This is a genomic window from Pseudomonas sp. TE24901 (assembly GCF_054058375.1).
The window spans coordinates 426680-453507 of record NZ_JBSSAF010000001.1 but is presented as its reverse complement, the minus strand read 5'-3'; the positions used below and the strand labels follow the sequence as shown (position 1 = coordinate 453507).

Sequence of the window (26828 nt, the reverse complement as noted above, 5' to 3'; positions counted from 1 at the left end):
CCCCGCCCCCTGTAGGCGCCGGCTTGCCGGCGATGAGGCCCTCAGGCCTCGCGCAAACCTTGAGGCAGCCATCGCCGGCAAGCCGGCTCCTACCCTGGTAGGTGTTGCGCTCAGGTGATGGCTGCCGGCCGATATTGCAGGGCCTCTTGCAGGTGATGGCGTGCGATTGCGTCTGTCTGCTCAAGGTCGGCCAGGGTCCGCGCCACTTTCAACAGCCTGTGAGCCGCCCGCAGGGACAAGGTCAGCCGCTCGCAGGCGGTCTCCAGCCAGCCTTCATCGACCTTCGACAGCTGGCAGTGCTGGCGTAACCCCGGCAGGTCCAGAAAGGCATTGGCACAACCCTGGCGCCGTTGCTGGCGTTCACGGGCTGCGCAGACCTGCCTGGAGGCACTGGCGGTATCGTCGCCGGCCTGCGGTGTCGGGTTCAGCGCTGTGCTTTCCCGTGCAACGGTCAGGTGCAGGTCGATGCGGTCCAGCAGCGGCCCGGAGAGCTTGTTGCGGTAGCGTTGTATCTGTTCCGGCGTGCAGCGGCAGCGCCCACTGGGTTCGCCCAGGTAGCCGCAAGGGCAGGGGTTCATGGCCGCCACCAGCTGGAAGCGTGCCGGGAAACTCACCCGGTCGCGAGCGCGGGAAATCACGATGTGCCCAGACTCCAGGGGTTCACGCAGCACCTCAAGCACCTTGCGATCGAACTCCGGCAGTTCATCCAGGAACAGCACACCGTGATGGGCCAGTGTGATCTCCCCCGGCTGCGGCTTCGACCCGCCCCCCACCAAGGCCGGGCCGGACGCCGAATGGTGGGGCTGACGAAATGGCCTATGAGGCCAGTGGCTCAAGGGAGCCAGGCTGACGACGGACTGAATTGCCGCGACTTCCAGGGCTTCCTGTTCACTCAGCGGTGGCAGCAGGCCCGGCAGGCGGCTGGCGAGCAAGGTCTTGCCCGTACCGGGTGGCCCGCTCAACAGCAGGTTATGCGCGCCCGCCGCCGCGATCAGCAGCGCACGCTTGGCTGCCAGTTGACCCTGGACTTCGCTCAAGTCCGGGTAAGGTTTGTTCAGGTACTGCAAACCATCAGATGTGTAGGGCTCGATGGGCTGATGCCCATTGAGGTGCGCCACCACTTGCAGCAGATGGTCCGCCGCGATCACCTTCAACCCCGCCGCCAGGCACGCCTCCTCGGCATTCGCCCGGGGCACTATCACGGTGCGCCCGGCCTTGCGTGCCGCCAGCGCAGCTGGCAACACTCCCTTCACTGCGCGCACCTCGCCCGACAGCGCAAGTTCCCCCAGGCATTCCACATCGTCGAGCATCAACGACGGCACCTGCGCGCTGGCCGCGAGGATCCCCAGGGCAATCGCCAGATCAAAACGCCCGCCGTCCTTGGGCAGGTCGGCGGGCGCGAGGTTGAGGGTGATACGGCGGGCGGGGTATTGCAGTGCGCTGTTGAGGATCGCGCTGCGTACGCGGTCTTTGCTCTCCTTGACGGCGGTTTCGGGCAGGCCGACCAGGGTCAGGGATGGCAGGCCGTTGGCCATGTGCACTTCTACGGTGACGGCAGGGGCTTCAACGCCGATTTGGGCGCGGCTGTGGACGATGGCGAGGGACATGCTCGTTCCTTGAATGGAGGGCCGCTTCCTGCGGTTTTTCAAGGGTAGACGAGGTGGGAGAGAGCGAGGCGGGGGAGGTTTTACAGAACATATCGGTAACCTGTAGGAGCCGGCTTGCCGGCGATGGCGACCTGGAGGCAGGTGTTGAGCCTGAGGGCCTCATCGCTGGCAAGCCAGCTCCTACAGAGGGCGGCGTTATTCAGTGGGCGGTGTCAGCCGTGCTTCCAGCTCTGCCACCTTCGCCTCCAGGCTCTCCAGCCGTGCACGCGTACGGGCCAGCACGACCATCTGGCTATCAAACTCTTCCCGGCTGACCAGGTCGAGTTTGCTGAAGCCGCTTTGCAGCAGCGCCTTGAACTGGCTTTCGATTTCGTTGCGGGGCAGCGGGGTGTCGCCGCTGAACAGGCGAGAGGCGTGGCCGCTCAGGGCGTCGAGGAGGTCTTTGGGCGCGAGCATGGGAAATATTCCGGAAAACTGTTGGCCGGCAGTGTACCACGCACCGTCTATAGTCTTTTTCACGGGCGGGCGCGCACGCTTTTCGCGCAGTGGGGCGGGCAGTGGCGCACTGTTTTTGTGCGCATTGCCGCCGCGAAAAAGCCCCGGAGGTGGGCATAAGTGGGCAAAGGACTGATTTCAGTGATTTTTACGGAGCTGGCAAGGTTTCTGCTTAGACGATCATGACCCATGCACTGATGCAGTCGCTGTGACGAATGCAGTGCGCCGACGGATCAGGGGTACAGGTTTCGTCACCAGTGGTTCGCTGGCGTCGCAAAGGCAAATGCCGAGGCGACGACGCGTTACAAAGCCAGGCACTGCGCTTAGACTTGAGACGGGTTTGTTTTCCTGGGGCAAGTCCACCAATTCGGGAGAGAGTTTTCATGAAGCTAGTCACTGCCATCATCAAGCCGTTCAAGTTGGACGATGTACGCGAGTCATTGTCCGAGATCGGCGTGCAGGGCATTACCGTTACTGAGGTCAAAGGCTTCGGTCGGCAGAAGGGTCACACCGAGCTGTATCGCGGCGCGGAATACGTGGTCGATTTCCTGCCGAAGGTGAAGATTGATGTCGCCATTGACGACAAGGATCTTGACCGGGTTATCGAGGCGATAACCAAGGCCGCCAACACCGGCAAGATCGGTGACGGCAAGATCTTCGTGGTCAATCTGGAACAGGCTATTCGCATCCGTACCGGCGAAACCGATACCGACGCAATCTAAGCCGCCAAACCCCAACGCCCCAGGAGAAAACAATATGACTCTGCGTAAATTCGCAGGGCTAGGAGCCCTGTTGTCCCTCGTAATGCCGGCCCTGGCATTGGCGGCGGATCCAGCCCCTGCTCCAGTCCTCAATTCCGGCGACACCGCGTGGATGCTCACATCCACCGCGCTGGTACTGTTCATGACCATTCCGGGCCTGGCGCTGTTCTACGGCGGCATGGTTCGCTCCAAAAACATTCTGTCCGTGATGATGCAGTGCTTCGCCATCACCGGCCTGATCACCATTCTGTGGTTCGTCTACGGCTACAGCATGGCGTTCGACACCACCGGCATGGAAGCAGGCGTCGTCAACTTCAACTCCTTCGTGGGCGGCCTGTCCAAGTTGTTCCTGTCGGGCGTCACCCCGGCAAGCATCACCGGCCCTGCGGCGCTGTTCCCTGAAGCGGTGTTCGTCACCTTCCAGATGACCTTCGCCATCATCACCCCTGCGCTGATCGTCGGTGCTTTCGCCGAGCGCATGAAGTTCTCCGCGATGCTGATCTTCATGGGCGTCTGGTTCACCCTGGTCTACGCGCCGATTGCCCACATGGTATGGGGCGGTCCGGGTTCGTTGCTGGGCGACTGGGGCGTGCTGGACTTCGCTGGCGGCACCGTGGTGCACATCAACGCCGGTGTGGCTGGCCTGGTGGCGTGCCTGGTACTGGGCAAGCGCAAAGGTTTCCCGACCACGCCAATGGCACCGCACAACCTGGGTTACACCCTGGTGGGCGCGGCGATGCTGTGGGTCGGCTGGTTCGGCTTCAACGCCGGTTCCGCTGCGGCGGCTAACGGCACTGCCGGCATGGCGATGCTGGTTACCCAGATCGCGACCGCTGCTGCGGCCCTGGGCTGGATGTTCGCCGAGTGGGTCACCCACGGTAAGCCAAGCGCACTGGGCATTGCCTCGGGTGTGGTGGCTGGCCTGGTCGCAATCACGCCGGCCGCTGGCACCGTGGGCCCGATGGGCGCCCTGGTGATCGGCCTGGCAGCGGGCGTGGTGTGCTTCTTCTGCGCCACTACCCTGAAACGCAAACTGGGCTACGACGACTCCCTGGACGCCTTCGGCGTGCACGGCATCGGCGGTATCCTCGGTGCGATCCTGACCGGCGTGTTCGCTGCCCCTTCGCTGGGCGGCTTCAACGCGGCCACCACTGACATCGCGGCGCAAGTCTGGATCCAGTGCAAAGGCGTCGGCTTCACCGTGATCTACACGGCCATCGTGACCTTCATCATCCTCAAGGTGCTGGATGCCGTGATGGGTCTGCGGGTTACCGAAGAAGAAGAGGCGGTTGGCCTCGACCTGGCGCAACACAACGAACGCGGCTACAACTTGTAAGTACGCGAAAAAAAGATGCCCGGCTTGCCGGGCATTTTTTTGTCTGGTGTTTGTCAGTCATAGGGCGCTGTACCGGTTTTTGCGTCGAGTTTGTGATGGGGCGCACGCGGCACTTTTGAGCATGCGAATGTCTTACAGGCATGTAGGCGTATTCGACACTTTGTTTTTTCCCAGAGCGCGCTAGAATGCGCGCCGATGGGCGGAGAACTGTATGTGGCAACAGACCCTGATTACCCTGCGGGCAAAGCCCCGGGGCTTTCACCTGGTGACCGATGAGTTGCTGGCCGGCTTGCCTGAATTGAAGGCCTGTCGTGTGGGGCTTTTGCACCTGTGGCTGCAGCACACCTCGGCCTCGTTGACCGTCAACGAGAATGCCGATCCGGCGGTTCGCCGTGACTTCGAGCGTTACTTCAATTCGCTGGTGCCGCAAGGCCGCGCCGGATTCGAACACAACGACGAAGGTCCGGATGACCTGCCGGCGCACTTCAAGGCCAGTCTCCTGGGCTGCCAGCTGAGTTTGCCGGTCAAGGCCGGCCGCTTGGCGATGGGGACCTGGCAAGGTGTTTATCTGGGCGAGCACCGTGATCATGGCGGTGCTCGTAAAGTCCTCGTCACCTTGCACGGTGAAGAGGCATAAGCCACTGGAAATCCAGTGGATGTTGATTTTTTTCCGGCAGCCTTCGACAGTTGGTGAAGCTGGGCTATAACTAATCTGCTTTTCGCAAGTCATGAGGTAGAACATGAGCGACGATGATCTGGAAAACGACGAACTCGAAGTAGGTGACGAAGACGACACCGAAGAAGGTCTTGAAGCGGCGGCGGAAGACGTTGCTGACGACGACGGTGGCGATGATGTACCTGCTCCAGCCGCCAAAGGCAAAGCCAAGGCTGCTGTGTCGGTAGACGAACTGCCGAGCGTTGAAGCCAAGAACAAAGAGCGCGATGCGCTGGCCCGTGCGATGGAAGAATTCCTCGCCAAAGGCGGCAAAGTGCAGGAAGTCGAGGCCAACGTGGTGGCAGATCCACCGAAGAAGCCGGATAACAAGTACGGCAGCCGACCTATCTGAGGTCAGCCACCTGCTTGTAGGAAAGAGCCCGCCGTCGCTGCGGGCTTTTTCATGCCTGGAATAAGTTTTTCTACAAGTCACTGTGAATCTAATGTGGGAGCGGGCTTGCTCGCGAATGCGGTGGGTCAGCCAGCTCATCTGGCACTGATACACCGCATTCGCGAGCAAGCCCGCTCCCACATTTTGATCGCTGGTGTTACTGCCAGTTGCGCAGCAGTGGCGGCAGCTCGTTCAAGCTGCGGATTTCTGCATCCGGGCGCTTATCCGCGTCCCACACCTTACCCGTCGGGTTGAACCACACCGCCCGCAGCCCCGCCTGCTGTGCCCCGGCGATGTCATCTCCCGGATGATCGCCAATATGCACCGCCTGGCTCGCGTCCACGCCGCCACGTTGCAACGCCTCCTGAAACAACCGCGCATCCGGCTTGGCAATGCCGATGTCTTCGGCACGCAAGGCAAAGTGGAAGTATTCGGCCAGGCCAACGCGTTGCACATCGGCGTTGCCGTTGGTGATCACCCCCAGCAGGAAGTGCTGGCGCAGGGCCTGGAGCATGGGCTCGGCTTCGGGGAACGGGGTGAGTTGATGGCGCGCATGAATGAACGCTTCAAAACACACATCCGCCATTTCCGTAGCTTGTGGTTGTGCATATCCGGCCTCTTCGAACGCATGCATCAACACGCGATGCCGCAAGATGCTGATGCGGTGTTTGAGTTCGGGATGACGCTCCAGCACTTGCTGGCGCAGGCTGGCGAAATGCTCCAGAGGCAAGTCGCCGACCTTGGACGCGTTAACCGCCAGCCATTCGCGCATCGACGCTTCGGCGCTGATGATGACCGGTACGTTGTCCCAGAGCGTGTCGTCCAGGTCGAAGGTGATCAGCTTGATACTCATGAGTCGCCGCCCTTGATGCGTTTGGCCCGTGGATGGGCGCTGTCGTACACCGTTGCCAGGTGTTGGAAGTCCAGATGGGTGTAGATCTGCGTGGTCTTGATGTCGGAGTGGCCGAGCAGTTCCTGCACTGCGCGCAGGTCCTGGGACGATTCCAGCATATGGCTGGCAAAGGAGTGCCGCAGCATATGGGGATGCAGGTTCTGCCCCAGCTCGCGTTCGCCGGCTGCCTTGACCCGCACTTGAATCGCCCGTGGCCCCAGGCGTCGGCCTTGCTGGCTGATGAACACTGCGTCGTCCACGGGGTTGGCCAGGGCGCGCAGCGGCAACCACAGTTGCAAGGCTTCCCGGGCCTTCCTGCCCACTGGCAGTACGCGGGTTTTGCTGCCCTTGCCGAGTACTTGTACCAGGCCGTCCGCCAAGTCGAGTTGGTCGAGGTTCAAGCCGGTCAGCTCCGACAGGCGCAGTCCCGAGGAGTAGAACAGTTCAAGAATCGCCTGGTCGCGATGGGCGAGGAAGTCATCTTCGACAGCACCGTCCAGAAGCTGCAAGGCACGATCAGTGTCGAGGGTCTTGGGCAGGCGCCGTTCGCCTTTGGGCGGCGACAGGCCATTGGCCGGGTCGTGATCGCACAGGCCTTCACGGTTCAAGTAGTGATAGAGCCCACGCACTGCCGACAGCAGGCGGGACAGACTGCGCGAGGATTGCCCGGCCTGGTGCAGGCGTGCGATCAGGCTGCGCAGGCTCTGGATGTCCAGGGCCTTCCAGCTGCTGATTTGCTGCTTTTCGCAGTACGCCAGGACTTTGTTCAAATCCCGTCGGTACGCTTCCAGCGTATGGGGCGACACCTGGCGCTCGTTGCGCAGGTGAGCGCAATAAGCGTCCAGTTGCCGTTCCATGGCTAGCGCACCGCGCGCAAGGCGGTGGTGAAGCGTGGCAGCACGCGGCCCAGCACTTCGGCGATGTAGGTCAGGAACAGCGTGCCCACCGAGCTTTTGTAGTGCGCAGGGTCGCGGCTGGCGATGGCGAGTACGCCATGCAAGCCTTGGTGGCTGAGGGCAACCACGGCGGTGGAGCCGATCTGCTTACGCTGCTCGGCGCCAAACAGGAAGTCCAGCTCATGCTCACGCAAGGTGCCACTGATGGTCTTGCCTTCGGACAGCAAGCCGCCAATGGCGGTCTGCGCTTCGCCGCCGCTGACCCAGCGACCCACCGGCATCGGGTTGTCGCTGAACAGGATCAGGCTGACAAACGGCACCTGAAAGTCCTGGCGCAGGCTGTCTTCCACGGCGATGACGGTTTCTTCAAGGCTGGTGGCGTCCATCAAGGTCAGGATCAGGCGGCGGGTTTTCTCGAACAGGCGATCGTTGTCGCGGGCGACGTCCATCAAGTGCGAGAGCTTGTGGCGCATTTCGATATTGCGCTCGCGCAGGATCTTCATCTGCCGCTCCACCAGCGACACGGTGTCGCCACGCTGGTGGGGAATGCGCAGGGCCGGCAGCAACTCTTCGTGTTGGACGAAGAAGTCCGGATTAGCCTCAAGGTACGCCGCGACGGCGGCGGCCTCCAGACTTTCGCTCGGGGACGCATGTGCGGGTACTTGAGGCTTATCGGTCATTGGCTTGGCTCACTCATAGACGGACCTGTCCTTCGTATACGCGCGAGGCCGGCCCGGTCATCATCACCGGGTGGCCAGGGCCTGCCCATTCGATGGACAGGCGTCCACCGGGCAGGTCGATCAGCAGGGGCGAATCCATCCATCCCTGGCTGATCGCGGCCACGGCAGCGGCGCAAGCACCGGTGCCGCAGGCCTGGGTTTCGCCGGCGCCGCGCTCCCAAACGCGCAGTTGCGCGCGGGAACGGTCGATCACCTGCAGGAAGCCCACATTGACCCGTGCCGGAAAGCGCGGGTGGTGTTCGATCTTCGGCCCCAGTTCATGCACGGGCGCGTTGTTGATGTCATTGACCCGCAGCACCGCATGGGGGTTGCCCATGGAGACCGCTGCCAGGTCGACGATCTGGCCGTCGACGTCGACCGCGTAGCTGGACGCCTGCTCGGTGGCCTGGAACGGGATGTCTGCCGGCACCAGGCGTGGCGCGCCCATGTTGACGCTGATCTGGCCGTCGCTGCGGATATCCAGCTCGATCACGCCGCTCTTGGTCTCGACGCGGATCTGCCGCTTGGCGGTCAGGCGCTTGTCCAGCACAAAGCGGGCGAAACAGCGGGCACCGTTGCCGCACTGCTCCACTTCGGAGCCGTCGGAGTTGAAGATCCGGTAGCGGAAATCCACCTCCGGGTTGCTCGGCGCCTCGACGATCAGCAGTTGGTCGAAACCAATCCCGGTGTGACGGTCGCCCCACTGTTTGGCGTGCTTGGGCAGGATATGCGCGTGCTGGCTGACCAGGTCCAGGACCATGAAGTCATTGCCCAGCCCGTGCATCTTGGTAAAACGCAGCAGCATGGCTTACTCCGGCAGCAGGCTTTCGCCAGCATACAACTCGGCTACCGTCTCGCGGCGACGCACTTCAAACGCTTGATCACCGTCCACCAGCACCTCGGCGGTACGACCGCGGGTGTTGTAGTTGGAACTCATGACAAACCCATAGGCACCGGCCGAATGCACGGCCAGCAGGTCGCCTTCTTCCAGGGCCAACTGACGATCCTTGGCGAGGAAGTCGCCGGTCTCGCAGATCGGGCCGACGATGTCATAGGCGCGGGCTTCGCTTTGGCGAGGCGTCACGGCAGTGACATTCATCCAGGCCTGGTACAGGGCCGGGCGGATAAGGTCGTTCATCGCCGCGTCGACGATGGCGAAATCCTTGTGCTCAGTGTGCTTGAGGTACTCGACCTGGGTCAGCAGCACACCGGCATTGGCCACGATGTAGCGGCCTGGCTCGAACATCAGCGTCAGGTCGCGGCCCTCGATGCGCTCGCGTACTGCCTGGATGTAGTCGGCGATCAGCGGCGGCTCTTCGTCGCGGTAGCGCACACCCACGCCGCCACCGAGGTCGATGTGGTGCAGGTAGATGCCGCATTCGCCGAGGCGGTCGATCAGCGCCAGCAGGCGGTCGAGCGCATCCAGGAACGGCGGCAGGCTGGTCAGTTGCGAACCGATATGGCAGTCGACACCCAGCACTTCCAGGTTCGGCAGCTGGGCGGCGCGGATGTACACGTCCTCGGCGTCGGCAATGGCGATGCCGAACTTGTTCTCTTTGAGACCGGTGGAAATGTAGGGGTGGGTGCCGGCGTCGACGTCCGGGTTGACGCGCAGGGAAATCGGCGCACGAACGCCCATCTCGGCGGCCACGACCTGCAGGCGTTCGAGCTCGTCGGTGGATTCGATATTGAAGCAATGCACGCCGACTTCCAGGGCGCGGCGCATGTCTTCACGGGTCTTGCCGACGCCGGAGAACACGATCTTGTCAGCCGTGCCGCCAGCGGCCAGCACACGTTCCAGTTCGCCACGGGAGACGATGTCGAAACCGGCGCCCAATCGCGCCAGGACATTCAGTACACCCAGGTTGGAGTTGGCCTTGACCGCGTAGCACACCAGGTGCGGCACGCCGTCGAGGGCGTCGGTGAAAGAACGGTACTGGGCTTCGATATGCGCACGGGAGTACACATAGGTCGGGGTGCCAAAGCGCTGGGCAATCGCGGACAACGCCACGCCTTCCGCGAACAGCTCGCCGTCCCGGTAGTTAAAAGCGTCCATGGGTTTCCCTTATTCGTAGGTGTCGTGCTTATGCGCTTTGGCTGGCTTTTGCGACGATTGCGCCTGTTCATTCGGGTCTTTGCTGTCATCGGGCAGGTACAGCGGGCCTTTTTGACCACAGGCACTAACGAGGCAAGCGACCGCGACGAGCGCAGCAAGAGAAGAGATCAGGCGCTTCATGGCGAAATCCTTGAATATGCATTAATTGCGCCCGAGTATACCGACCACCCGCCAGCTTGCCTATGCGCTGGAATACCCGTCTGGCGGGGCTTTGCCGAGAGAGTTCGGATGCGTACTACGCTGGCTGAGGATATTTCATGCCGTCACCTGTGATGAAATCGGTATCCTTTGCAATCGGCGAAGCTCGCCCGTATCGTGCGGCGCTTGAGCAAAACCAGACACTTTTGAGGTTGCCACAATGAGTTTGACCGAAGCCCGTTTTCACGACCTGGTGGATTCGACCCAGCAGGCGCTGGAAGATATTTTCGACGACAGCGGCCTGGACGTGGACCTGGAAAACTCGGCGGGCGTGCTGACCGTCAAGTTCGAGAGCGGTCAGCAATTGATCTTCAGCCGCCAGGAGCCTTTGCGTCAGCTGTGGCTGGCAGCACGTTCCGGTGGCGTTCACTTCGACTATGACGAAGAAAGCGGCAAATGGCAGTGCGATAAGAGTGAGGAGCTGTTGGGTGAAATGCTCGCGCGGCTGGTCGAGGAATATACCGGCGAAGCGCTGGACTTTGATGAGTTGGGGCAGGACGAGAACTGACCGTGACCCAGCCTGCACCCGTCCGTCCGCCCAAGCCGTTGTTCAGTAATGTCAGCCCGGCGGTGCCGTCACCTTGTATCAGTTTGTGTCGCCTGGATGAGCAAAAAGTCTGCCTCGGTTGCTTCCGCCACGTGGAAGACATCCGGGAATGGCGCTCCGCCGACGATGCGCGGCGCCGGGTGATCTGCGCCGAGGCCGAACAGCGCAAGGCGCGCGCCTGAGGTCGTCTTGTTTATTTGTGACGCTGTGGTAGTGTCCGGGTACGCCTCAACTCATCGAGGCCCGTGAGAACCCCGCCTTTTTCTGGCGGGGTTTTGCTTTTTTGTGCAGAAAAAAGGAGTCTGCCTGAATCATGACCACCGCACCGTCCATCATCCTCACCCGTCTTGACGTGCAGCGTCTGGAGCAACTGATCGACCGCCTGGGCGACGAATCTCCCGGCGTCGAAGCGTTGCAAGCCGAACTCGACCGCGCCGAAGACGTGGTTGGCCACGATGAAGTGCCTGCGGGTGTCGTGACCATGAACTCCAGCGTGCATTGCCGTGAGCAGGGCAGTGGCAAGGACTACCATCTGACCCTGGTCTATCCGAAGCACGCGAATGCCGACGAGGGCAAGATTTCGATCCTGGCACCGGTGGGCAGTGCCTTGCTGGGCCTGCAAGTGGGCCAGCACATCGATTGGCCGGCTCCCGGTGGCAAGACCCTCAAGCTGGAATTGCTCAGCGTTGAAGGCCAGCCGAAAGACGGCGGCGCGTTTCCTCTCTAAAGCTGGCTCAACGCCTCGTTGAGCGACAGCTCCAGCTCGGCCTTGTAGCGCAGGTACAGGTTGCTAGGGCTTTGCACATCACCGAGCAGGCCGGACAGGTCGAGGTCGGTGATGTAGCAGCGGTAGCGCTCGGTCTCGCGGCGCTGCCCGACAATCTCCTGGGCCACCACGGCAAACAACTGGTCACCAAATTCCAGCTCGGAAAATTCCCGCTGGTTGCAATACAGGGTGATGCCAACCAAACCCGGCGCCGCCTTCCCGATGATCGCCTGCACATCGTAGAACGGCTTGTTCGCCGGGTTCTGCGGCGCTGGCCGTGGTTCGATGCCGCGAGCACGGGTACTGCCAGACGGTAATAACTGGTAATACAGGGTTTGCACACCGCCCAAGGGGTGTTGAGTGTTCAGGGGCGAGAGCGCCTCGCGACGATAGATGATCGATTGCAGGAAGCGCTGCAACGGCGCCAACAGGCTTTGTTCATCATGAAATGGCAGGCGCTGTTGCCACAGCGCATTGAACTCATCCAGCACGTACAGCTCGGCGAACCCCTCGTTGACCCTGTAGAACACCTGCACGCAATCGGCCTGACCCATGGGTAGCAGCAGTGCCAGGTCATGGTCCTCCAGGGCCATGGCGTCCAGGTGCAGCGGGCTGTAGCTGGCCAGCTCTTCGCTGAGGTAGGCGATCAGCGCCTCCTGGGTCGGCAACGAGACATGGGTGGCTTGCCCCGGCATCAGTTCCATGACGTGATAGTGCTGCTGCACCTGAAGCAGGTAGCGATGGTTGCCCTGGCCCAGCAGCAGGTTTTGCGCCGTGTCGAAAATTTCCCCGACGCGCTGTGCAATGAACTGCGCACGGTTGTGACAGAAGCAGCGCACCCGCAGCCGGGGCAGGTGATCTGACGGCAGTTGGTTGAGGTAGTCGCGCAGGCAGTCGAGCAAGGCGTGGGGGCCGTCGTAGCGGCTGACCATCACCTCGTTCCAGCTATTGAGCGTGACCTGGTCCAGGGTCAGCACCAGGTTGTCGCGCACCCCGGCGTAGCTCAGGGAGTCGGTACGCTCGGTGGTCATCAGGATGTTCAGGTCGCGGTGATGCTTGAGCGGGTCGACCCCGACGTTAATCAGCAGCAACACGTCCTCCGGCACCGCCGAGCGCAGCAGGCGTTCTTCGTCGACGCTGGCCAGGGGCAGGGCGATGGTCTGCTGCAAGCTGCCGAGCAGGTTGAACAGCTCGAACTCGGTCATGTCGCTGGTGCCCGGGTGCAGGGCCAGGCGTGTGCTGGTGTCGATCACGCCGTTGCGATGGCACCAGGTCAGCATCTCCAACAGATCGCGACTGCGCTTGATCGGCGCAAAGTGCTCCCATTCCAGAGCGGTGAGGTTGCCGTTGTACAGGCCCCAATGGTGCTGGCCCGGCTCCTTGCGGTTAGGCGACTGCACCAGGGTGAGGGTGTCTTCGGCCAGGTCCGGGGCGATCCCCGGGTTGATGAACTCGACCTTGCCGGCCTTGCGTTCAAACGCTGCGTACAGGCGCCGGCCCAGCACATTGAGGTCGCGCTTGTTGATCAGGCTGACGGTCTGTTCGGTGCGGGCAAACTGGGTGAGGAAGCGGTAACTGTAGTTCAGCTCATTGACCAAGGCGCGGCGCTCGGACGCCACCTGGCGCACTTTCCACTGGCTGCGACTGTCCAGCAGCGCCAGTTGACGCTGGTCCCAGCCCCATTCATGGGCCAGGCGCTCAAGCAGCAAGCGCTGCCAGCTTGTGCTGCCCTTGCCGGCGCTGAGCTTGCGATTGACCTTCAGGTACAGCGCGCGCCGTACCAGCTCTAGGCGTTCCGGCTCGTTGCGCGCCTTGAGGTGCTCCTCGATGCGGCGGTAGACCACGATGTAAGGGTCCAGCTCGTCCAGGTCCATCTGGTTGGCGAATACCGCGCGTTTGAAGCGCAGGCTCAGGCACTGCACGTTGGGGTGTTCGCTGGCGTAGACCTCGGTGAGCAGCAGCTTGAGCACGGACTTGTAGGGCGATTCGATGCCCTTGAACAGTTGCCACAGGCCGGCACCAATGAACTCCCCCGGAGGAATGTGCGCCAGGTGGCCGAGGTCGAGGGTTTCATCCGCGCGGATAAAGCGCTTGGAGATCAGCGCGTGGGTGAACTCGGCGTAGCGGGTTTCTTCATACACCGGCACCAGCCACCAGATCGGCGTGCGCCCAGCCAACCAGATGGCAGTGCGATAGAACTCGTCCAGCAGCAGGTAGTGCTGGGTGGTGCCGCAGTCGTCGGAGCTGAGCTGGGTGTCGCGCTCGCCCAGCACAAAGCGTGTGGGCTCGATCAGGAAGAAATGCGCCTCGGCCCCCATGCTCAGCGCCCAGGTTTCCAGCAACTGGCATTTCTTGCGCAGTTCGGCCAGTTCGTTTTCGCCCAGGTCCGGCGCGTGGCACACCCACACGTCCATGTCGCTCTGGTCCGCCTGGGCCAGGGTGCCGAGGCTGCCCATCAAGAACAGGCCGTGGATAGGGCGGGGCGGGTTGCCATGGCGCGGCTTATAGGAAAAGGAACGGGTCAGGCGCTGGGCTTCGGTCAGGGCCTGGGCGTCGGGTTCGAAGTTCGACAGTCCGGCAGGCGTGCTGCCCGAAACATAGCCTGGCAACAGCGGGTGGTTGACGTGGAAAAACAGCGGCAGCAGTGTCAGCACGCTTTGCTGACGCGGTGTCAGCCCCTCGATTGCCCTGGCCATACGGCCTTCGTTGAGGGCCATGAAACGCGCGCGCAACTGGGCCAGCACCTTGCGGTCAATGCCTTCGTCCAGGTCGGGGCGGATTTCATGGGTGCGGGTCATTTCGGCTTCGCAGGCTGCAGGGCCCGACGTGGGCGGCCATGTAGGAGTTTACAGTCAGAAGCGTAGGAGGTTTAGAGGGAAAAGGTTTTTGACGTCAGAATTTTATCGACCCACAGCAACGCCCTCGGAATCCGCAATCGGCGGACTCCATGGGCGATATCACGTGTCAGGCAGCTTCTTTGGTATGGGCGGTGGTCAAGATGGTCAGCAGGGTTTGGGCCTGCTCCGCAGCGTCACGGCCGAGGCTGGTCAGGTAGCCTCCGTCTGGCTGGTCGATCAGCCCTTTGGCGTGGAGGCGTTTGGCGGCGGCGATGGCAGTCGGAGCGGCGGTCTGGTGGACTTTCAGACCTTCTTTGGTGCTGTCCAGGGGGAAGAGTACAAGGATTTCCAGTTCGGCAACCAACTCAGGGGTATACGACATAAGGACTCCAGACTTTCTAAGAATTTATTAGAGGCTAGCAGGCAATAAGGTGAACGCACTTTGCCGAACTGTCCAGCGTGTTGAGTGTGCCGGGGTTATTGCTTTTCAGGCGGCAGCGTCGGCAGCGCGCGCAGTGCAGTTTCATACCATTCGGTATTGAACGCGCGGTCCTCTTCCAGCAAAGCGTCGATCTCGACGGCCAGCACGTGGGCCATCATTTGCAGGATGTCTTCACGCTCGTAACCCACCAGGGTCAGCTTGTTGAACGTGGCCTTGGCGGCAGGCGGGTTTTCGCTTTCGATCTGGTTTTCGATCGCTTCGATCAGGGTGGTCTCGGCGAATTCTTCTTCGTCGTTGTCGATATCGGTCGGCTCGCTCATGGCAGGCTCCTCAAGGAAAGGGCGCCAGTCTACGCCCATTCAGGCGGGTGATGCTGCTGGTCAGGTGGACGCTTCGGATCTATAACTCATGCAGCCAACCCCATACCCGGCCTGGAGGCACCTGCAATGCTCAAGCTCTACGGTTTTTCGGTCAGCAACTACTACAACATGGTCAAGCTGGCGTTGCTGGAGAAAGGGCTGCCTTTCGAAGAGGTGCCTTTTTACGCTGGCCAAACCCCCGAAGCCTTGGCGGTCAGCCCGCGAGGCAAGGTGCCGGTACTGGGCGTCAAGCAGGGGTTTATCAACGAGACCAGCGTGATCCTCGAATACCTCGAGCAAACCCAGGAAGGTCCTTCACTGCTGCCCGCCGAGCCGTTCCAGCGCGCTCAGGTGCTGGCGCTGTGTCGGGAAATCGAGCTGTACATCGAGTTGCCAGCCCGCGCCTGTTTCGCTGAAGCGTTTTTCGGTATGCCGGTGCCGGAGGCGATCAAGGACAAATCCAAGGCCGAATTGCTGCTGGGGGTGGGGGCACTGGGGCGACATGGCAAGTTCGCACCCTATGTCGCCGGAGAGAGCTTCACGCTTGCCGATCTGTATTTCATGTACAGCATGAACCTCGCCTGCGTGGTGGGCGAGAAGTTGTTTGGGCTGGATTTTCTGGCTGAGATGCCTAAGGCGAAAGCGCTGCTGGACAAGCTGCATGCCATGCCCAATGCGCAGAAGGTTGCGGCGGACAGGGAAGCCGCGATGCCGGCGTTTATGGCGATGATTGCGGCAAAAAAATAATTACGACGAGCGCAGCTCAAAATGTGGGAGCGGGCTTGCTCGCGAAAGCGGTGGATCAGTCAATGTATCGGTGACTGAAATACCGCTTTCGCGAGCAAGCCCGCTCCCACAGGGTTGACCGCGTTGCAGCAGAAAACGAGGTCTAGCGGCTGGCGAGCAGGGCCTGGCCGCGTGCGACGGCGGCCTTGACCTGCGCCGGTGCTGTGCCGCCCACGTGGTTACGGGCATTCACCGAACCTTCCAGGGTCAGCACGGCAAACACGTCCTGCTCGATCTGGTCGCTGAACTGACGCAGTTCTTCCAGGCTCATTTCCGCCAGGTCCTTGCCGGTGTCTACGCCGTATTTCACCGCATGGCCGACGATTTCGTGGCAGTCGCGGAACGGCAGGCCACGGCGTACCAGGTAGTCCGCCAGGTCGGTGGCGGTGGAGAAACCGCGCAGCGCCGCTTCACGCATGATCGCGTGCTTGGGCTTGATCGCCGGGATCATGTCGGCAAAGGCACGCAGTGAGTCGCGCAGGGTGTCGGCGGCGTCGAACAGCGGTTCCTTGTCTTCCTGGTTGTCCTTGTTGTAGGCCAGAGGTTGGCCTTTCATCAGGGTCAGCAGGCCCATCAGCGCGCCGAATACGCGGCCGCTCTTGCCACGTACCAGCTCAGGTACGTCGGGGTTTTTCTTTTGCGGCATGATCGAGCTGCCGGTGCAGAAGCGGTCCGGCAGGTCGATGAACTGGAATTGCGCGCTGGTCCACAGCACCAGCTCTTCGGAGAAGCGCGACAGGTGCATCATCGCGATGCTGGCGGCGGCGCAGAATTCGATGGCGAAGTCGCGGTCCGACACGCCGTCCAGGGAGTTGCCGCCTACGGCGTCAAAACCCAGCAGTTGTGCGGTGTATTCGCGGTCGATCGGGTAGGTGGTGCCGGCCAGTGCGGCGCTGCCCAGGGGCATGCGGTTGGCGCGCTTGCGGCAATCCACCAGGCGCTCGTAGTCGCGGCTGAGCATTTCGAACCAGGCCAGCAGGTGGTGGCCAAAGGTCACAGGCTGCGCTGTTTGCAGGTGGGTGAAGCCCGGCATGATAGTGCCCGACTCGCGCTCGGCCTGCTCCAGCAGACCTTTTTGCAGGCGGGTGATTTCGCCCAGGATCAGGTCGATTTCGTCACGCAGCCACAGGCGGATATCGGTGGCCACCTGGTCGTTACGGCTACGGCCGGTGTGCAGTTTCTTGCCGGTCACACCGATGCGGTCGGTGAGGCGGGCTTCGATGTTCATGTGCACGTCTTCCAGATCGACGCGCCAGTCGAACGTACCGGCCTCGATCTCGCCACGGATGGTGGTCAGGCCGTCGATGATGCTGTCGCGCTCGGCGTCGGTCAGTACGCCGACCTTGGCCAGCATCGTCGCGTGGGCGATAGAGCCCATGATGTCGTGGCGGTAGAGGCGCTGGTCGAACGTGACGGAGGCGGTGAAGCGGGCGACGAAGGCGTCGACGGGTTCACTGAAGCGGCCGCCCCAGGACTGGTTGGTCTTGTCGGTGCTCATGGATTCGCTCGTGATCTGCTTAAAAGAGGCGTTGAGGTGTGCCGGCGATAATAACAGGGTTGCCCGGGAACGCGGTGCTGCGGGTGGTCGGCATTTTTATTTGTGCGAAGGATGGCTAAGTGCCTTGCCGCCGAACGCGTCCGGGAAGAGACTGGGGGCAGCGGTTTATTGAAACGATATTTGACGATTGCACAATGTCGTCTCAGTGAGCGTCTACAGTTGCACTGATAGAGCGTGAATGCACCAAAGTCGGGTGATGCGGTCAGAACCCAGACTATCCATTTAAAAAGGGGGGTATTCGGATTGTGTATCAGCAAACCCTACGACAGTGCCCGAAGGCAGCAGGTCTTGGGCGCAATTGAACAGGTCCGGGTAAATATGGGTGCCGCTCTCGGGGCACTTTTTGCCGCTCGCGCTAGTCTTAGCGTGGATCGCTGTGACGCAAGTCACCGCACCTGTCTACGCTATCCTTGTGCGAGACTCACGCAGGAATCCAGCGCAATATGAATGTCCTGATCGTTGATGACGAACCCCAAGCCCGCGAGCGACTGAGCCGACTGGTCAGTGAACTTGAGGGTTATACAGTTCTTGAACCGAGCGCCACCACCGGTGAAGAGGCGTTGGCGCTAATCGACAGCCTCAAGCCGGATGTGGTGTTGCTCGATATCCGTATGCCGGGCCTCGATGGCTTGCAAGTTGCGGCCCGATTGAGCGAGCGAGAGTCGCCACCTGCCGTGGTCTTTTGCGCAACCGCTGAAGAGTTTTCCGCGGAGACGCTGGAAGCCAGCGGTGTCAGCTTCCTCACCAAGCCGGTGACGGGCGACGCCTTGCTCAAGGCCCTGAAAAAGGCCGAGCGCCCAACCCGCGTCCAGCTTGCCGCCTTGACTCAGCCGGCAGCCCAGAGCGGCAATGGACCGCGCAGCCATATCAGTGCGCGTACCCGCAAAGGCATCGAGCTGATTCCCCTGAGCCAGGTGGTCTACTTCATTGCCGATCACAAGTACGTGACGCTGCGCCACGAGGCCGGCGAGGTGTTGCTCGACGAGCCACTCAAGGCCCTTGAAGATGAATTTGGCGATCGTTTCGTGCGCATCCACCGCAACGCGCTGGTTGCCCGCGAGCGAATAGAACGCCTGCAACGCACGCCACTGGGGCACTTCCAATTGTTCCTCAAGGGGCTTAACGGCGACGCTCTGATCGTCAGTCGCCGCCATGTGGCCGGTGTGCGCAAGATGATGCAGCAGCTTTAGCCCAAGGGCTGGAGCCAGGCCATAATGTCTTATCCCGGTGCGGCGCGGCCAGGGAGGCCCCGCACTTGCTGATTCAAATCAAAGCGTATTTGCCTGAGCTGTTATTATCTGCCGTATCTATTCAGTACGGATTGATCCATGTCCTCTCGCGAAATCCGCATCGCCACCCGTAAAAGCGCCCTGGCCTTGTGGCAGGCCGAATACGTCAAAGCACGCCTTGAGCAGGCCCATCCGGGCCTCAAAGTGTCCCTGGTGCCCATGGTCAGTCGCGGCGACAAGCTGCTCGACTCGCCGCTGTCGAAGATCGGCGGCAAGGGGCTTTTCGTCAAGGAGCTGGAAACCGCGCTGCTGGAAAACGAAGCCGACATCGCCGTGCACTCCATGAAAGACGTGCCGATGGACTTCCCTGAAGGCCTGGGCCTGTACTGCATTTGCGAGCGTGAAGACCCACGTGATGCCTTCGTTTCCAACACCTACGCCTCCTTGGATGATCTGCCCCTGGGCAGCATCGTCGGCACCTCCAGCCTGCGTCGCCAGGCACAGTTGCTGACCCGCCGCCCGGACCTGCAGATCCGCTTCCTGCGGGGCAACGTCAATACGCGCCTGGCCAAGTTGGATGCGGGTGAGTATGACGCGATCATTCTCGCCGCCGCCGGCCTGATCCGCCTGGGTTTCGAGGATCGCATCACCTCGGCCATCAGCGTCGAAGACAGCCTGCCAGCAGGCGGGCAGGGCGCCGTGGGCATCGAATGCCGTACCGCCGACAGTGAAATCCACGCGCTGCTCAAGCCTCTCGATCACCCCGACACTGAAGTCCGTGTGACCGCCGAACGCGCCTTGAACAAGCACCTCAACGGCGGCTGCCAGGTGCCGATCGCCTGCTACGCCGTGCTTGAGGGTGAAAACCTGTGGTTGCGTGGTCTGGTGGGCGACCCTGAGGGCGGTACCTTGCTCACCGCCCAGGTGCGCGGCCCGCAACGCGATGCCACGGCCCTGGGCATCCAGGTGGCCGAAGAGCTGCTGGAAAAAGGCGCCGGCGCCATTCTGCAGAAAGTCTATGGCGAGGCCGGTCCACAGTGACCGACTGGCGTGTGCTGCTGACGCGGCCTGCCGAGGAGTCGGCAGCACTGGCGGCGACGTTGTCCGATGCGGGCATCTTCAGCAGCAGCCTGCCCTTGCTGGACACCGAACCTTTACCCATCACCCCGGCACAGCAGGCTGTGTTCGATGATCTAGGCCGCTATTGCGCGGTGATCGTCGTCAGCAAGCCGGCTGCGCGCCTCGCTGTGCAGCGGTTGGACCGACGCTGGCCGCAACTGCCGTGGTTCAGTGTCGGTGCTGCGACTGCGCAGGTACTGGCCGACCAGGGCCTGGACGTTCATTATCCGCAAACCGGTGACGACAGCGAGGCCTTGCTGGCGCTGCCGGCCCTGCGCGAAGCGATTGCACGGCCCGGTGCACGGGTGTTGATCCTGCGCGGGGAGGGCGGCCGGGAGCTGCTGGCTGAGCGTTTGCGCGAGCAAGGTGCTAGTGTCGAGTATCTGGCGTTGTACCGCCGTTTCCTGCCGGCCTATGACGTCGGGGTGCTGATGCAACGCATCCAGTTGGAACGCTTGAATGGCCTGGTGGTCAGCAGTGGGCAGGGTTTTTTGCACCTGCAGGCGTTGGCCGGCCCGGATTGGCCGCTTGTGGCACAGTTGCCGTTGTTCGTGCCGAGCCCGCGAGTCTGTGAGATGGCGCGGGCGGCGGGCGCAGAAAAAGTTGTGGATTGTCGCGGCGCGAGTGCCGCGGCTTTGTTAGTGGCGTTGCGCAGCTCTGTCCCATGAGGCAAGCCGCTCCCACTCTCTGAATACGCAAAGGACGGATACGTGAGCGAAACAGCCTTGCCTAAAGAAGAAGCCCAGCCCGCACTGAGTGCGCCGGTTGAGCCACCGGTCACCGCGCCACGTCGTGGCAATGGTCTGGCAGTCGTGGCCCTGTTGCTCGGCGCCGCAGGGGTTGCTGCCGGCGGTTGGGGGATCTGGCAGGTCCGTGCCCTGCAAGCCAGCAGCCAGCAACAGCTGGGGCAGGTGCAGACCCTCGATGACCAATCCCAGTCGCTCAAGCAGAGCCAGCAGCAACTGGCTGCACGCCTGGCACAGCTGCCCGCCGCAGATGAACTGGAGGAGCGTCGTCGTCTGGTCGCCCAACTACAAGGCGATCAGCAACGCCTGAGCCAGCGCCTGGAAACCGTGCTGGGTGCCAGCCGCCAGGACTGGCGCCTGGCAGAAGCCGAGCACCTGATCCGTCTGGCCAGCTTGCGCCTTTCTGCCCTGCAGGACATCAACAGTGCCCAGGCGCTGGTGCAGGGTGCCGACGAAATTCTGCGTGAGCAGAGCGACCCAGGTTCCTATGCCGCGCGTGAGCAGTTGGCCAAGAGCCTTGTTGCCCTGCGCAGTGTCGAGCAGCCGGACCGTACCGGGCTGTACCTTCAACTGGCAGCGTTGCGTGACCAGGTGGTGCAACTGGCAGCCATCGCGCCGGAATACCAACTCACCGAGCCGGCCTCGCAAGGGCGTCCGACCACCGATACGGAAAGCCGCTGGAGCCAATGGTGGGAGCAGATTTCCCGTTACTTCCGCATCGACTTCAACCCGGATGACAACATCCGTCCGCTGCTCGCCGGCCAGGGCTTGAACCAGGTACGCCTGGCGTTGAGCCTGGCACTCGAGCAGGCGCAGTGGGCCGCGCTCAATGGCGAAACGGCGGTGTACAGCCGTGCCCTCGGCGAAGCGCGCAGCGTGTTGCAGGACAACTTCAATCAGGACAATCCGCAGAGCAAGGCCATGCTGGCGCGTATCGCCGAACTTGAGCCCAAGGCCGTTTCGGTGGTGACACCGGACCTGGCGGCGAGCCTTGCGGCGGTGCAGGCCTACCTGGATCGTCGTCACCTGTCTGCTGATGAAGCCAAGGCGGCGGCGGGTACGCCGGCGACCCAGGAGTAGAGCCGATGAAGCGTTTCTATGTGATCCTGGTGCTGGCGGTTGCGATCGCCCTGGCACTGGCCGTGGGCATTTCGAAACACACCGGCTACGTGTTGATTACCTATCCCCATCTGCTGCATTACGAGTCGAGCCTGTGGGCCACGCTGGTGGCGGTATTTGTGCTCGGCTTGGCGATCTACCTGATCCGCGTGCTGCTGAGCCTGCTCACGACGTCGGGTGGGGTGGTCAACCCGTGGTCGCGGCGCAACCGCAGCCGGCGCGTACAGATTGCGATCGAGCAGGGCCAGATGGACCTTGCCGAAGGCCGCTGGGCCAGCGCCGAACGCCACTTGCACCGTGCCGCAGAAGCCGAGCGCCAGCCGCTGCTTTACTACCTCGGTGCTGCGCGTGCGGCCAACGAGCAGGGGCGTTATGAAGAGTCCGACGGTTTGTTGGAGCGCGCCCTGGAGCGTCAACCCCAAGCTGAGTTGGCGGTTGCCCTGAGCCATGCGCAATTGCAACTGGACCGTGGTGATACCGAGGGTGCGCTGACCACCTTGCAGGCGATGCACGAGCGCCACCCGCATAACGCCCAGGTGCTGCGCCAGTTGCAACGCCTGCATCAGCAGCGCGGCGATTGGTCGTCGGTGATTCGGCTGATGCCTGAGCTGCGCAAAGACAAGGTTTTGCCACCCCCGGAGCTGGCCGAACTCGAGCGCCGTGCCTGGGGTGAGAACCTCAGCCTGGCAGCCCAGCGTGAAGACCAGAGTGAAGCCGGGTTGCAGTCCCTTGAGCGTGCGTGGGAACAACTCACGTCTGCCCAGCGTCAGGAGCCGCCATTGGTCTTGGCCTACGCCGAGCAACTGCGCCGATTGGGTGCCGATACGAAGGCTGAGGAAGTGTTGCGTGGCGCTATCAAGCGCGGCTATGACAGCCACTTGATCCGGCTCTATGGTCTGCTGCGTGGTAGCGATCCGGCCCGCCAGTTGAAGTTTGCCGAAGGCTGGCTCAAGGACCACCCGGGCGATGCCAGCCTGCTGCTGACGTTGGGCCGCCTGTGCCTGCAGAACAGTTTGTGGGGCAAGGCGCGGGACTACCTTGAAAGCAGCCTGCAGGTGCAGCGCAATCCTGAAGCCTGTGCCGAGTTGGCACGGTTGCTTGCGCAACTGGGTGACACTGAACGCAGTAACCAGTTGTTCCAGGAAGGTCTGGGACTTCTGGACAACCGTTTGCTGGCGTCACCCTTGCCAGTGCCCGTGCGAGCGTGAAGTAGGAAAGCAAGCGGAGGCTGGCTCGGAATTTTCTGGAGCCAGCCCTTCGATTCCCTGTAAATACAGGGGAAAGTAGATGAGGAAGCAAATTCCTACTCTTGGCCGTCCCAAGTCATCCAGACTCTGACGGCATATCCTCATGCCCTCGCCGAATCGTCTGCTCCAGCGCGTATTGAAAGGAGTCAGGCCTTTCCTCTACCGTAGCGGCCTGTCTCCTGCGGTACGGATCAACAATGTCTTTGGCCCCTTCACGCTCCTTGTTTTTCCTGGCCTTCCTGGCGGGTGCGCTGACGTTGGGCGCGTCTTTTTATGTCGAGTACGGCGCGCTGCTACGCCCCTGCTTCCTGTGCCAGGTCCAACGCATTTATGTGGCGACATTCACCGTGATCAACCTGGTGGCCGCCCTTCATAACCCCAAGCGCTCTGCGGTCATCCTGTACGGGGTGGCCAGCATGGGGTGTGCATTGCTGGGAGCGGTCACCGCTGTGCGCCAGGTGTTGCTGCAAAATGTCGCATCGGATCAGCCGGCTGACTGCTGGCCCAGCTTGCAGTCCATGCTTGAAAACCTGTCGTTTTGGCAGGCCTTGCAATCGACGGTCAAAGGCTCCGTGGACTGCGTCGAGATCAATTGGACGCTGTTTGACTTGAGCCTGCCTGAATGGAGCCTGTTGTGCTTCGTGGCGATGCTGATCCTTGGTGTCCTGCAGTTTTCACGATTGTTTTTGAGCCAGCCCTCGGGGTTGGCAAAGCGCTGAGTGTGGGCCGAAGGTAGTAGGACGGGATTAAACACTTGTATGAACTTTCTGTCCTGCGTACCTTGAAGCCATAGTCATGCGGGCATAATCTGGCCCGCACGCATCAGTAAAACCGTTTGTCAGATGCAGCCTTGTCCGGTTGCTGCTTTATCCTTGAAGTGTTGCGCGGGCACCAGGCGGCAGCGCCCCTACTAGGGAAGAGAGATCATCATGCTGGAAAGTTGTCAGAATGCTCAGGAACGCTGGGGTGGAGTGCACAAGCTGATCGACAGCTGGCTGAAGGCACGTCACGAACTGGTTCGGGCCTTTGATGCTCTCGGTGCCAAGCCCGAAGCATTGTCCCAGAACCGCGAACCATTGCAGGATTTCTGTGGGGTCTTGGTGGACTACGTGTCTGCTGGCCACTTCGGGGTCTACGAGCAACTGACCAAGGAGGCGGAAGCCTTTGATGATCAGCGTGGCCTGGACCTTGCCGAAACCATTTATCCGCGTATCGACGTCATCACTGAAAAGTTGCTGGCGTTCACCGATCTGTGCGACGCCGGCAACTGCGTGGCGGCAAAATTCAAAGAGCTGGGCGCGCTGCTTCACGAGCGATTCGAGCTGGAAGATTGCCTGATCGAAGTGCTGCACAACGCGCACAAGGAAGAGTCCGCCACCCAGGCCTGAACCCTGATGGCGAGATAAAAAAACGGTGCGCTTGGCGCACCGTTTTTTATGGGGTCAGTGGCGGGTTCCGAGCAGTTCGATCTCGAATACGAGGGGCGAGTAGGGTGGGATCAACTCACCTGCGCCGTCGGCGCCATAGGCCTGGGCAGAAGGAATCACCAAGCGCCATTTCGCGCCGACCGGCATCTGCTGCAAGGCGCTGCTCCAGCCGCTGATTACGCTGTCCAGGCGGAACCACTGCGGTTGCGTGCTCTGATCGAAGACGGTCCCATCGGGCAATCGCCCCACGTATTTGACCTGTACCTCATCACTGGCCAATGGCTTGCTGCCACTGCCGGGCGAGAGCTCGGTGAGCAGGATGCCATCCGCCAATTCGCGCACGCCACTCAGTGCTTTTTCCTTGGCTAAAAATTGCTGCTCGGCGGCGAGCGCTTTTTCGGTTTGTGGAACCTGGGCATCGGCTTCGCTTTGAGCTTCGTGCTGGGCGAGCACCTGTTCAATGCGCGCATTGTCCAGAGCCAGGGGTTTGCCTTGATAGGCTTGTTTGAGACCGTCGAGCAATGCCTGAATCTGCAGGTCGGGAACCTCTTGGCGCAAGCGCTCGCCCAGGCTGGCACCTAGGCTGTAGGCGAGGTCGTGCGGGTCTGGGGCCGTCGTTTTGGACGGCGTTTGCTCGCCCGCATTGGCTGTGCAAACCGCCAGGCCAAGCACTAGAAAAAGGTAACGCGACATGGGCATCCTCCCGCCGAAAGTGCGACGGATTATGCCAGTGTGGGTGGGTAAAAAGTGGCGCGGTTTTTCGTTATATCGATAAGAATTTTCGCACGTTGCAACGCAACGCAAACGATACTGTCAACATGCCCTAGCGGCGGTAAGAGCAGAGGGCTAGTATGAGCCGCACCCACGTCAGCCAGGAGGTAAACCATGTCGGCCAAACAGAAGCCTGTTAATACCCCGTTGCATTTACTCCAACAACTGTCGGGCAGCTTGCTCGAACACCTGGAAAGCGCTTGTTCCCAAGCGTTGGCCGATGCAGAAAAGCTGCTCGCCAAGCTGGAAAAACAACGCGGTAAAGCGCAAGAGAAGCTGCACAAATCCCGCACCAAACTGCAAGACGCCGCCACTGCCGGCAAGGCCAAGGCACAAGCCAAAGCCAAAGACGCTGTCAAAGAACTTGAGGACCTGCTGGACGCCCTCAAGGATCGCCAAGCTGAAACCCGCACCTACATTTCCCAACTCAAAAAAGACGCTCAAGAAAGCCTGAAACTGGCCCAGGGCGTTGGTCGTGTGAAGGAAGCCGTAGCCAAAGTGTTGGGCGCGCGTACCCCTGCAAAAGCGGTTGCCGTGAAAGCTCCGGCCAAAGCTACCGTCAAGCCAGCCGCCAAGCCTGCTGCCAAAACCGCTGCTGCGAAACCAGCCGCCAAGCCAGCTGCTAAACCTGCTGCTGCGAAACCAGCCGCCAAGCCAGCTGCCAAAACTGCTGCTGCAAAACCAGCCGCCAAGCCAGCTGCTAAACCTGCTGCTGCAAAACCAGCCGCCAAGCCAGTTGCCAAAACTGCTGCTGCAAAACCAGCCGCCAAGCCAGCTGCTAAGCCTGCTGCTGCGAAATCAGCCGCCAAGCCAGCTGCCAAAACTGCTGCTGCGAAACCAGCCGCCAAGCCAGCTGCTAAGCCTGCTGCTGCGAAACCAGCCGCCAAGCCAGCTGCTAAACCTGCTGCTGCGAAACCAGCCGCCAAGCCAGCTGCCAAAACTGCTGCTGCAAAACCAGCCGCCAAGCCAGCTGCTAAACCTGCTGCTAAACCTGCTGCTGCAAAACCAGCCGCCAAGCCAGCCGCTAAACCTGCTGCTGCGAAACCGGCCGCCAAGCCAGCCGCTAAACCTGCTGCTGCGAAACCGGCCGCCAAGCCAGTAGCTAAACCCGCCGTTGCCAAACCCGCTGCAGCAAAACCAGCACCGGCCAAACCAGCCACCCCAGCGGCTACCCCGGCAGCCTCCACTGCTCCAGCCGCAACCGCCAGCAGCACGCCTGCTCCGGTAGCGCCAAGCACGACCCCAACCAGCGCTTCCTAAGTGCTGGCAGCCACGGCGCGCAGCAGTTGCAGCGCGTCGTGGTCAAGGTTGGCGGCTTCGGTCGCCAAGCCTTCAAGCCATCTGTGCTGACCTTCCTCCGTCGGCCATGCCTGCGCCGCTGCCTCCAGGCGCGTCAGTAATTCCCGCTCCGCATCCAACTCCAGGGCTTTGACCCGCTCCCGCAACTTCTCCAAAACCTCATCCTGCTGCGCCATGGCGCGCCATTGCACACGCACTTGCCGTAATGGCTCGATGACTTGTGCCTGCCAGGGGCTGGCGACGTGTCTGAGCGCCTGCAGACGTTCGGGTGTCTGCGCTACACCCCGTTGCTCCAGCCAGGCGCCACACAGCAACAGGCATACATCCGCCCCTTGTTCCTGCAAGCGCAGGCAGGCGGCTTCGCAGCCCGAGCGGGCGTAAGTCGAAAGGGCAAAGCTCCACAGGTCAGCGTACATATTCACACCCAAGCCAGCGGCCAACGAAGCTGGT

General features: G+C 61.7%; 30 protein-coding genes. 16 read left to right on the top strand and 14 right to left on the bottom strand.

Features of this window, described 5'->3' with window-relative positions; all coding sequences use genetic code 11:
* Window positions 1-110: 110 nt before the first annotated feature.
* Window positions 111-1607 (bottom strand): YifB family Mg chelatase-like AAA ATPase, encoded by a 1497-nt coding sequence (locus ACVWVP_RS02135; protein ID WP_457404387.1) that lies wholly within the window; start codon window positions 1605-1607, stop codon window positions 111-113.
* A 195-nt stretch (window positions 1608-1802) separates the two neighbouring features.
* The gene (locus ACVWVP_RS02130) at window positions 1803-2063 is read right to left on the bottom strand and encodes an accessory factor UbiK family protein (RefSeq protein WP_025856328.1); all 261 of its coding nucleotides are present in this window, start codon (window positions 2061-2063) and stop codon (window positions 1803-1805) included.
* Window positions 2064-2485: 422 nt separating this feature from the next.
* On the opposite strand from ACVWVP_RS02130, the gene glnK reads away from it, so the two are divergent.
* The 4 genes from glnK to sutA all read left to right on the top strand — a co-directional run bounded on the left by glnK (window position 2486) and on the right by sutA (window position 5266).
* On the top strand, window positions 2486-2824 hold the full coding sequence (gene glnK, locus ACVWVP_RS02125; RefSeq protein WP_002555808.1) for a P-II family nitrogen regulator: 339 nt from the start codon (window positions 2486-2488) through the stop codon (window positions 2822-2824).
* 34 nt (window positions 2825-2858) lie between these two features.
* On the top strand, window positions 2859-4199 hold the full coding sequence (locus ACVWVP_RS02120) for an ammonium transporter (protein WP_176994434.1): 1341 nt from the start codon (window positions 2859-2861) through the stop codon (window positions 4197-4199).
* A 211-nt stretch (window positions 4200-4410) separates the two neighbouring features.
* The gene (locus ACVWVP_RS02115; RefSeq protein ID WP_178920304.1) at window positions 4411-4836 is read left to right on the top strand and encodes a secondary thiamine-phosphate synthase enzyme YjbQ; all 426 of its coding nucleotides are present in this window, start codon (window positions 4411-4413) and stop codon (window positions 4834-4836) included.
* 103 nt (window positions 4837-4939) lie between these two features.
* A complete protein-coding gene (gene sutA, locus ACVWVP_RS02110) occupies window positions 4940-5266 on the top strand; it encodes a transcriptional regulator SutA (protein WP_178920302.1) in 327 nt (108 codons plus the stop codon).
* A 196-nt stretch (window positions 5267-5462) separates the two neighbouring features.
* On the opposite strand, the gene ACVWVP_RS02105 is transcribed toward sutA, so the two are convergent.
* The 6 genes from ACVWVP_RS02105 to lptM are packed head-to-tail and all read right to left on the bottom strand — an operon-like array spanning window position 5463 to window position 10048.
* Window positions 5463-6158 (bottom strand): HAD family hydrolase, encoded by a 696-nt coding sequence (locus tag ACVWVP_RS02105; protein WP_178920300.1) that lies wholly within the window; start codon window positions 6156-6158, stop codon window positions 5463-5465.
* Complete coding sequence (gene xerC, locus ACVWVP_RS02100; RefSeq protein WP_178920298.1) at window positions 6155-7054, bottom strand: tyrosine recombinase XerC; 900 nt, start codon at window positions 7052-7054, stop codon at window positions 6155-6157. The genes ACVWVP_RS02105 and xerC overlap by 4 nt, the downstream gene beginning before the upstream one ends.
* 2 nt (window positions 7055-7056) lie before the next feature.
* A complete protein-coding gene (locus tag ACVWVP_RS02095; RefSeq protein ID WP_259172369.1) occupies window positions 7057-7773 on the bottom strand; it encodes a DUF484 family protein in 717 nt (238 codons plus the stop codon).
* A gap of 13 nt (window positions 7774-7786) precedes the next feature.
* On the bottom strand, window positions 7787-8617 hold the full coding sequence (dapF, locus tag ACVWVP_RS02090) for a diaminopimelate epimerase (protein WP_178920294.1): 831 nt from the start codon (window positions 8615-8617) through the stop codon (window positions 7787-7789).
* Window positions 8618-8620: 3 nt separating this feature from the next.
* Entirely contained in the window at window positions 8621-9868 is a 1248-nt protein-coding gene (gene lysA / locus ACVWVP_RS02085) for a diaminopimelate decarboxylase (RefSeq protein WP_178920292.1), read from the bottom strand.
* 9 nt (window positions 9869-9877) lie between these two features.
* Entirely contained in the window at window positions 9878-10048 is a 171-nt protein-coding gene (gene lptM, locus ACVWVP_RS02080) for an LPS translocon maturation chaperone LptM (protein WP_034110232.1), read from the bottom strand.
* A 238-nt stretch (window positions 10049-10286) separates the two neighbouring features.
* Between lptM and cyaY the strand changes: the two genes are divergently transcribed.
* The 3 genes from cyaY to rnk all read left to right on the top strand — a co-directional run bounded on the left by cyaY (window position 10287) and on the right by rnk (window position 11400).
* The gene (gene cyaY, locus ACVWVP_RS02075; RefSeq protein WP_016975873.1) at window positions 10287-10634 is read left to right on the top strand and encodes an iron donor protein CyaY; all 348 of its coding nucleotides are present in this window, start codon (window positions 10287-10289) and stop codon (window positions 10632-10634) included.
* Between the two features lie 2 nt (window positions 10635-10636).
* Window positions 10637-10855 carry a DUF1289 domain-containing protein gene (locus ACVWVP_RS02070; protein WP_046070059.1) on the top strand — a complete coding sequence of 73 codons (219 nt, stop codon included), beginning with the start codon at window positions 10637-10639 and terminating at the stop codon, window positions 10853-10855.
* A 131-nt stretch (window positions 10856-10986) separates the two neighbouring features.
* Entirely contained in the window at window positions 10987-11400 is a 414-nt protein-coding gene (gene rnk / locus ACVWVP_RS02065; protein ID WP_135311347.1) for a nucleoside diphosphate kinase regulator, read from the top strand.
* On the opposite strand, the gene ACVWVP_RS02060 is transcribed toward rnk, so the two are convergent.
* From ACVWVP_RS02060 to ACVWVP_RS02050, 3 genes are all read right to left on the bottom strand, one after another.
* Window positions 11397-14237 (bottom strand): class I adenylate cyclase, encoded by a 2841-nt coding sequence (locus tag ACVWVP_RS02060; protein WP_457404382.1) that lies wholly within the window; start codon window positions 14235-14237, stop codon window positions 11397-11399. The two genes, rnk and ACVWVP_RS02060, sit on opposite strands and share 4 nt — an antisense overlap.
* 166 nt (window positions 14238-14403) lie before the next feature.
* Window positions 14404-14658: a TIGR02647 family protein gene (locus tag ACVWVP_RS02055; protein ID WP_457404381.1), complete on the bottom strand. Its 255-nt coding sequence runs from the start codon at window positions 14656-14658 to the stop codon at window positions 14404-14406.
* Window positions 14659-14753: 95 nt separating this feature from the next.
* Window positions 14754-15038, bottom strand: a complete 285-nt coding sequence (locus ACVWVP_RS02050) for a hypothetical protein (protein WP_178920286.1) — start codon at window positions 15036-15038, stop codon at window positions 14754-14756.
* 126 nt (window positions 15039-15164) lie between these two features.
* On the opposite strand from ACVWVP_RS02050, the gene ACVWVP_RS02045 reads away from it, so the two are divergent.
* Window positions 15165-15824 (top strand): glutathione S-transferase family protein, encoded by a 660-nt coding sequence (locus ACVWVP_RS02045; RefSeq protein WP_178920284.1) that lies wholly within the window; start codon window positions 15165-15167, stop codon window positions 15822-15824.
* A 142-nt stretch (window positions 15825-15966) separates the two neighbouring features.
* Here the strand turns inward: ACVWVP_RS02045 and argH are convergent, their stop codons facing one another.
* Entirely contained in the window at window positions 15967-17361 is a 1395-nt protein-coding gene (gene argH, locus ACVWVP_RS02040; RefSeq protein WP_176994423.1) for an argininosuccinate lyase, read from the bottom strand.
* A 503-nt stretch (window positions 17362-17864) separates the two neighbouring features.
* On the opposite strand from argH, the gene ACVWVP_RS02035 reads away from it, so the two are divergent.
* From ACVWVP_RS02035 to rsd, 7 genes are all read left to right on the top strand, one after another.
* The gene (locus ACVWVP_RS02035) at window positions 17865-18611 is read left to right on the top strand and encodes a LytR/AlgR family response regulator transcription factor (RefSeq protein ID WP_457404380.1); all 747 of its coding nucleotides are present in this window, start codon (window positions 17865-17867) and stop codon (window positions 18609-18611) included.
* 138 nt (window positions 18612-18749) lie between these two features.
* A complete protein-coding gene (gene hemC / locus ACVWVP_RS02030; RefSeq protein ID WP_178920280.1) occupies window positions 18750-19691 on the top strand; it encodes a hydroxymethylbilane synthase in 942 nt (313 codons plus the stop codon).
* Window positions 19688-20437 carry a uroporphyrinogen-III synthase gene (locus tag ACVWVP_RS02025; protein WP_457404378.1) on the top strand — a complete coding sequence of 250 codons (750 nt, stop codon included), beginning with the start codon at window positions 19688-19690 and terminating at the stop codon, window positions 20435-20437. The genes hemC and ACVWVP_RS02025 overlap by 4 nt, the downstream gene beginning before the upstream one ends.
* Before the next feature lie 42 nt (window positions 20438-20479).
* Window positions 20480-21595, top strand: coding sequence for a uroporphyrinogen-III C-methyltransferase (locus ACVWVP_RS02020; RefSeq protein ID WP_259172365.1), 1116 nt, complete (start codon window positions 20480-20482; stop codon window positions 21593-21595).
* 5 nt (window positions 21596-21600) lie between these two features.
* Window positions 21601-22842 (top strand): heme biosynthesis protein HemY, encoded by a 1242-nt coding sequence (locus ACVWVP_RS02015; protein ID WP_178920278.1) that lies wholly within the window; start codon window positions 21601-21603, stop codon window positions 22840-22842.
* A 236-nt stretch (window positions 22843-23078) separates the two neighbouring features.
* Window positions 23079-23600 (top strand): disulfide bond formation protein B, encoded by a 522-nt coding sequence (locus tag ACVWVP_RS02010; RefSeq protein WP_178920276.1) that lies wholly within the window; start codon window positions 23079-23081, stop codon window positions 23598-23600.
* Between the two features lie 210 nt (window positions 23601-23810).
* Window positions 23811-24269: a sigma D regulator gene (rsd, locus tag ACVWVP_RS02005; RefSeq protein ID WP_178920275.1), complete on the top strand. Its 459-nt coding sequence runs from the start codon at window positions 23811-23813 to the stop codon at window positions 24267-24269.
* 54 nt (window positions 24270-24323) lie between these two features.
* Here rsd and ACVWVP_RS02000 read toward each other — a convergent pair whose 3' ends face one another.
* Window positions 24324-25001: an FKBP-type peptidyl-prolyl cis-trans isomerase gene (locus ACVWVP_RS02000; RefSeq protein ID WP_259172363.1), complete on the bottom strand. Its 678-nt coding sequence runs from the start codon at window positions 24999-25001 to the stop codon at window positions 24324-24326.
* Window positions 25002-25193: 192 nt separating this feature from the next.
* On the opposite strand from ACVWVP_RS02000, the gene ACVWVP_RS01995 reads away from it, so the two are divergent.
* Window positions 25194-26339, top strand: coding sequence for an AlgP family protein (locus tag ACVWVP_RS01995; protein WP_457404374.1), 1146 nt, complete (start codon window positions 25194-25196; stop codon window positions 26337-26339).
* Here the strand turns inward: ACVWVP_RS01995 and ACVWVP_RS01990 are convergent.
* The gene (locus tag ACVWVP_RS01990) at window positions 26336-26794 is read right to left on the bottom strand and encodes a TIGR02444 family protein (RefSeq protein WP_259172361.1); all 459 of its coding nucleotides are present in this window, start codon (window positions 26792-26794) and stop codon (window positions 26336-26338) included. The two genes, ACVWVP_RS01995 and ACVWVP_RS01990, sit on opposite strands and share 4 nt — an antisense overlap.
* Between the last annotated feature and the right edge of the window lie 34 nt (window positions 26795-26828).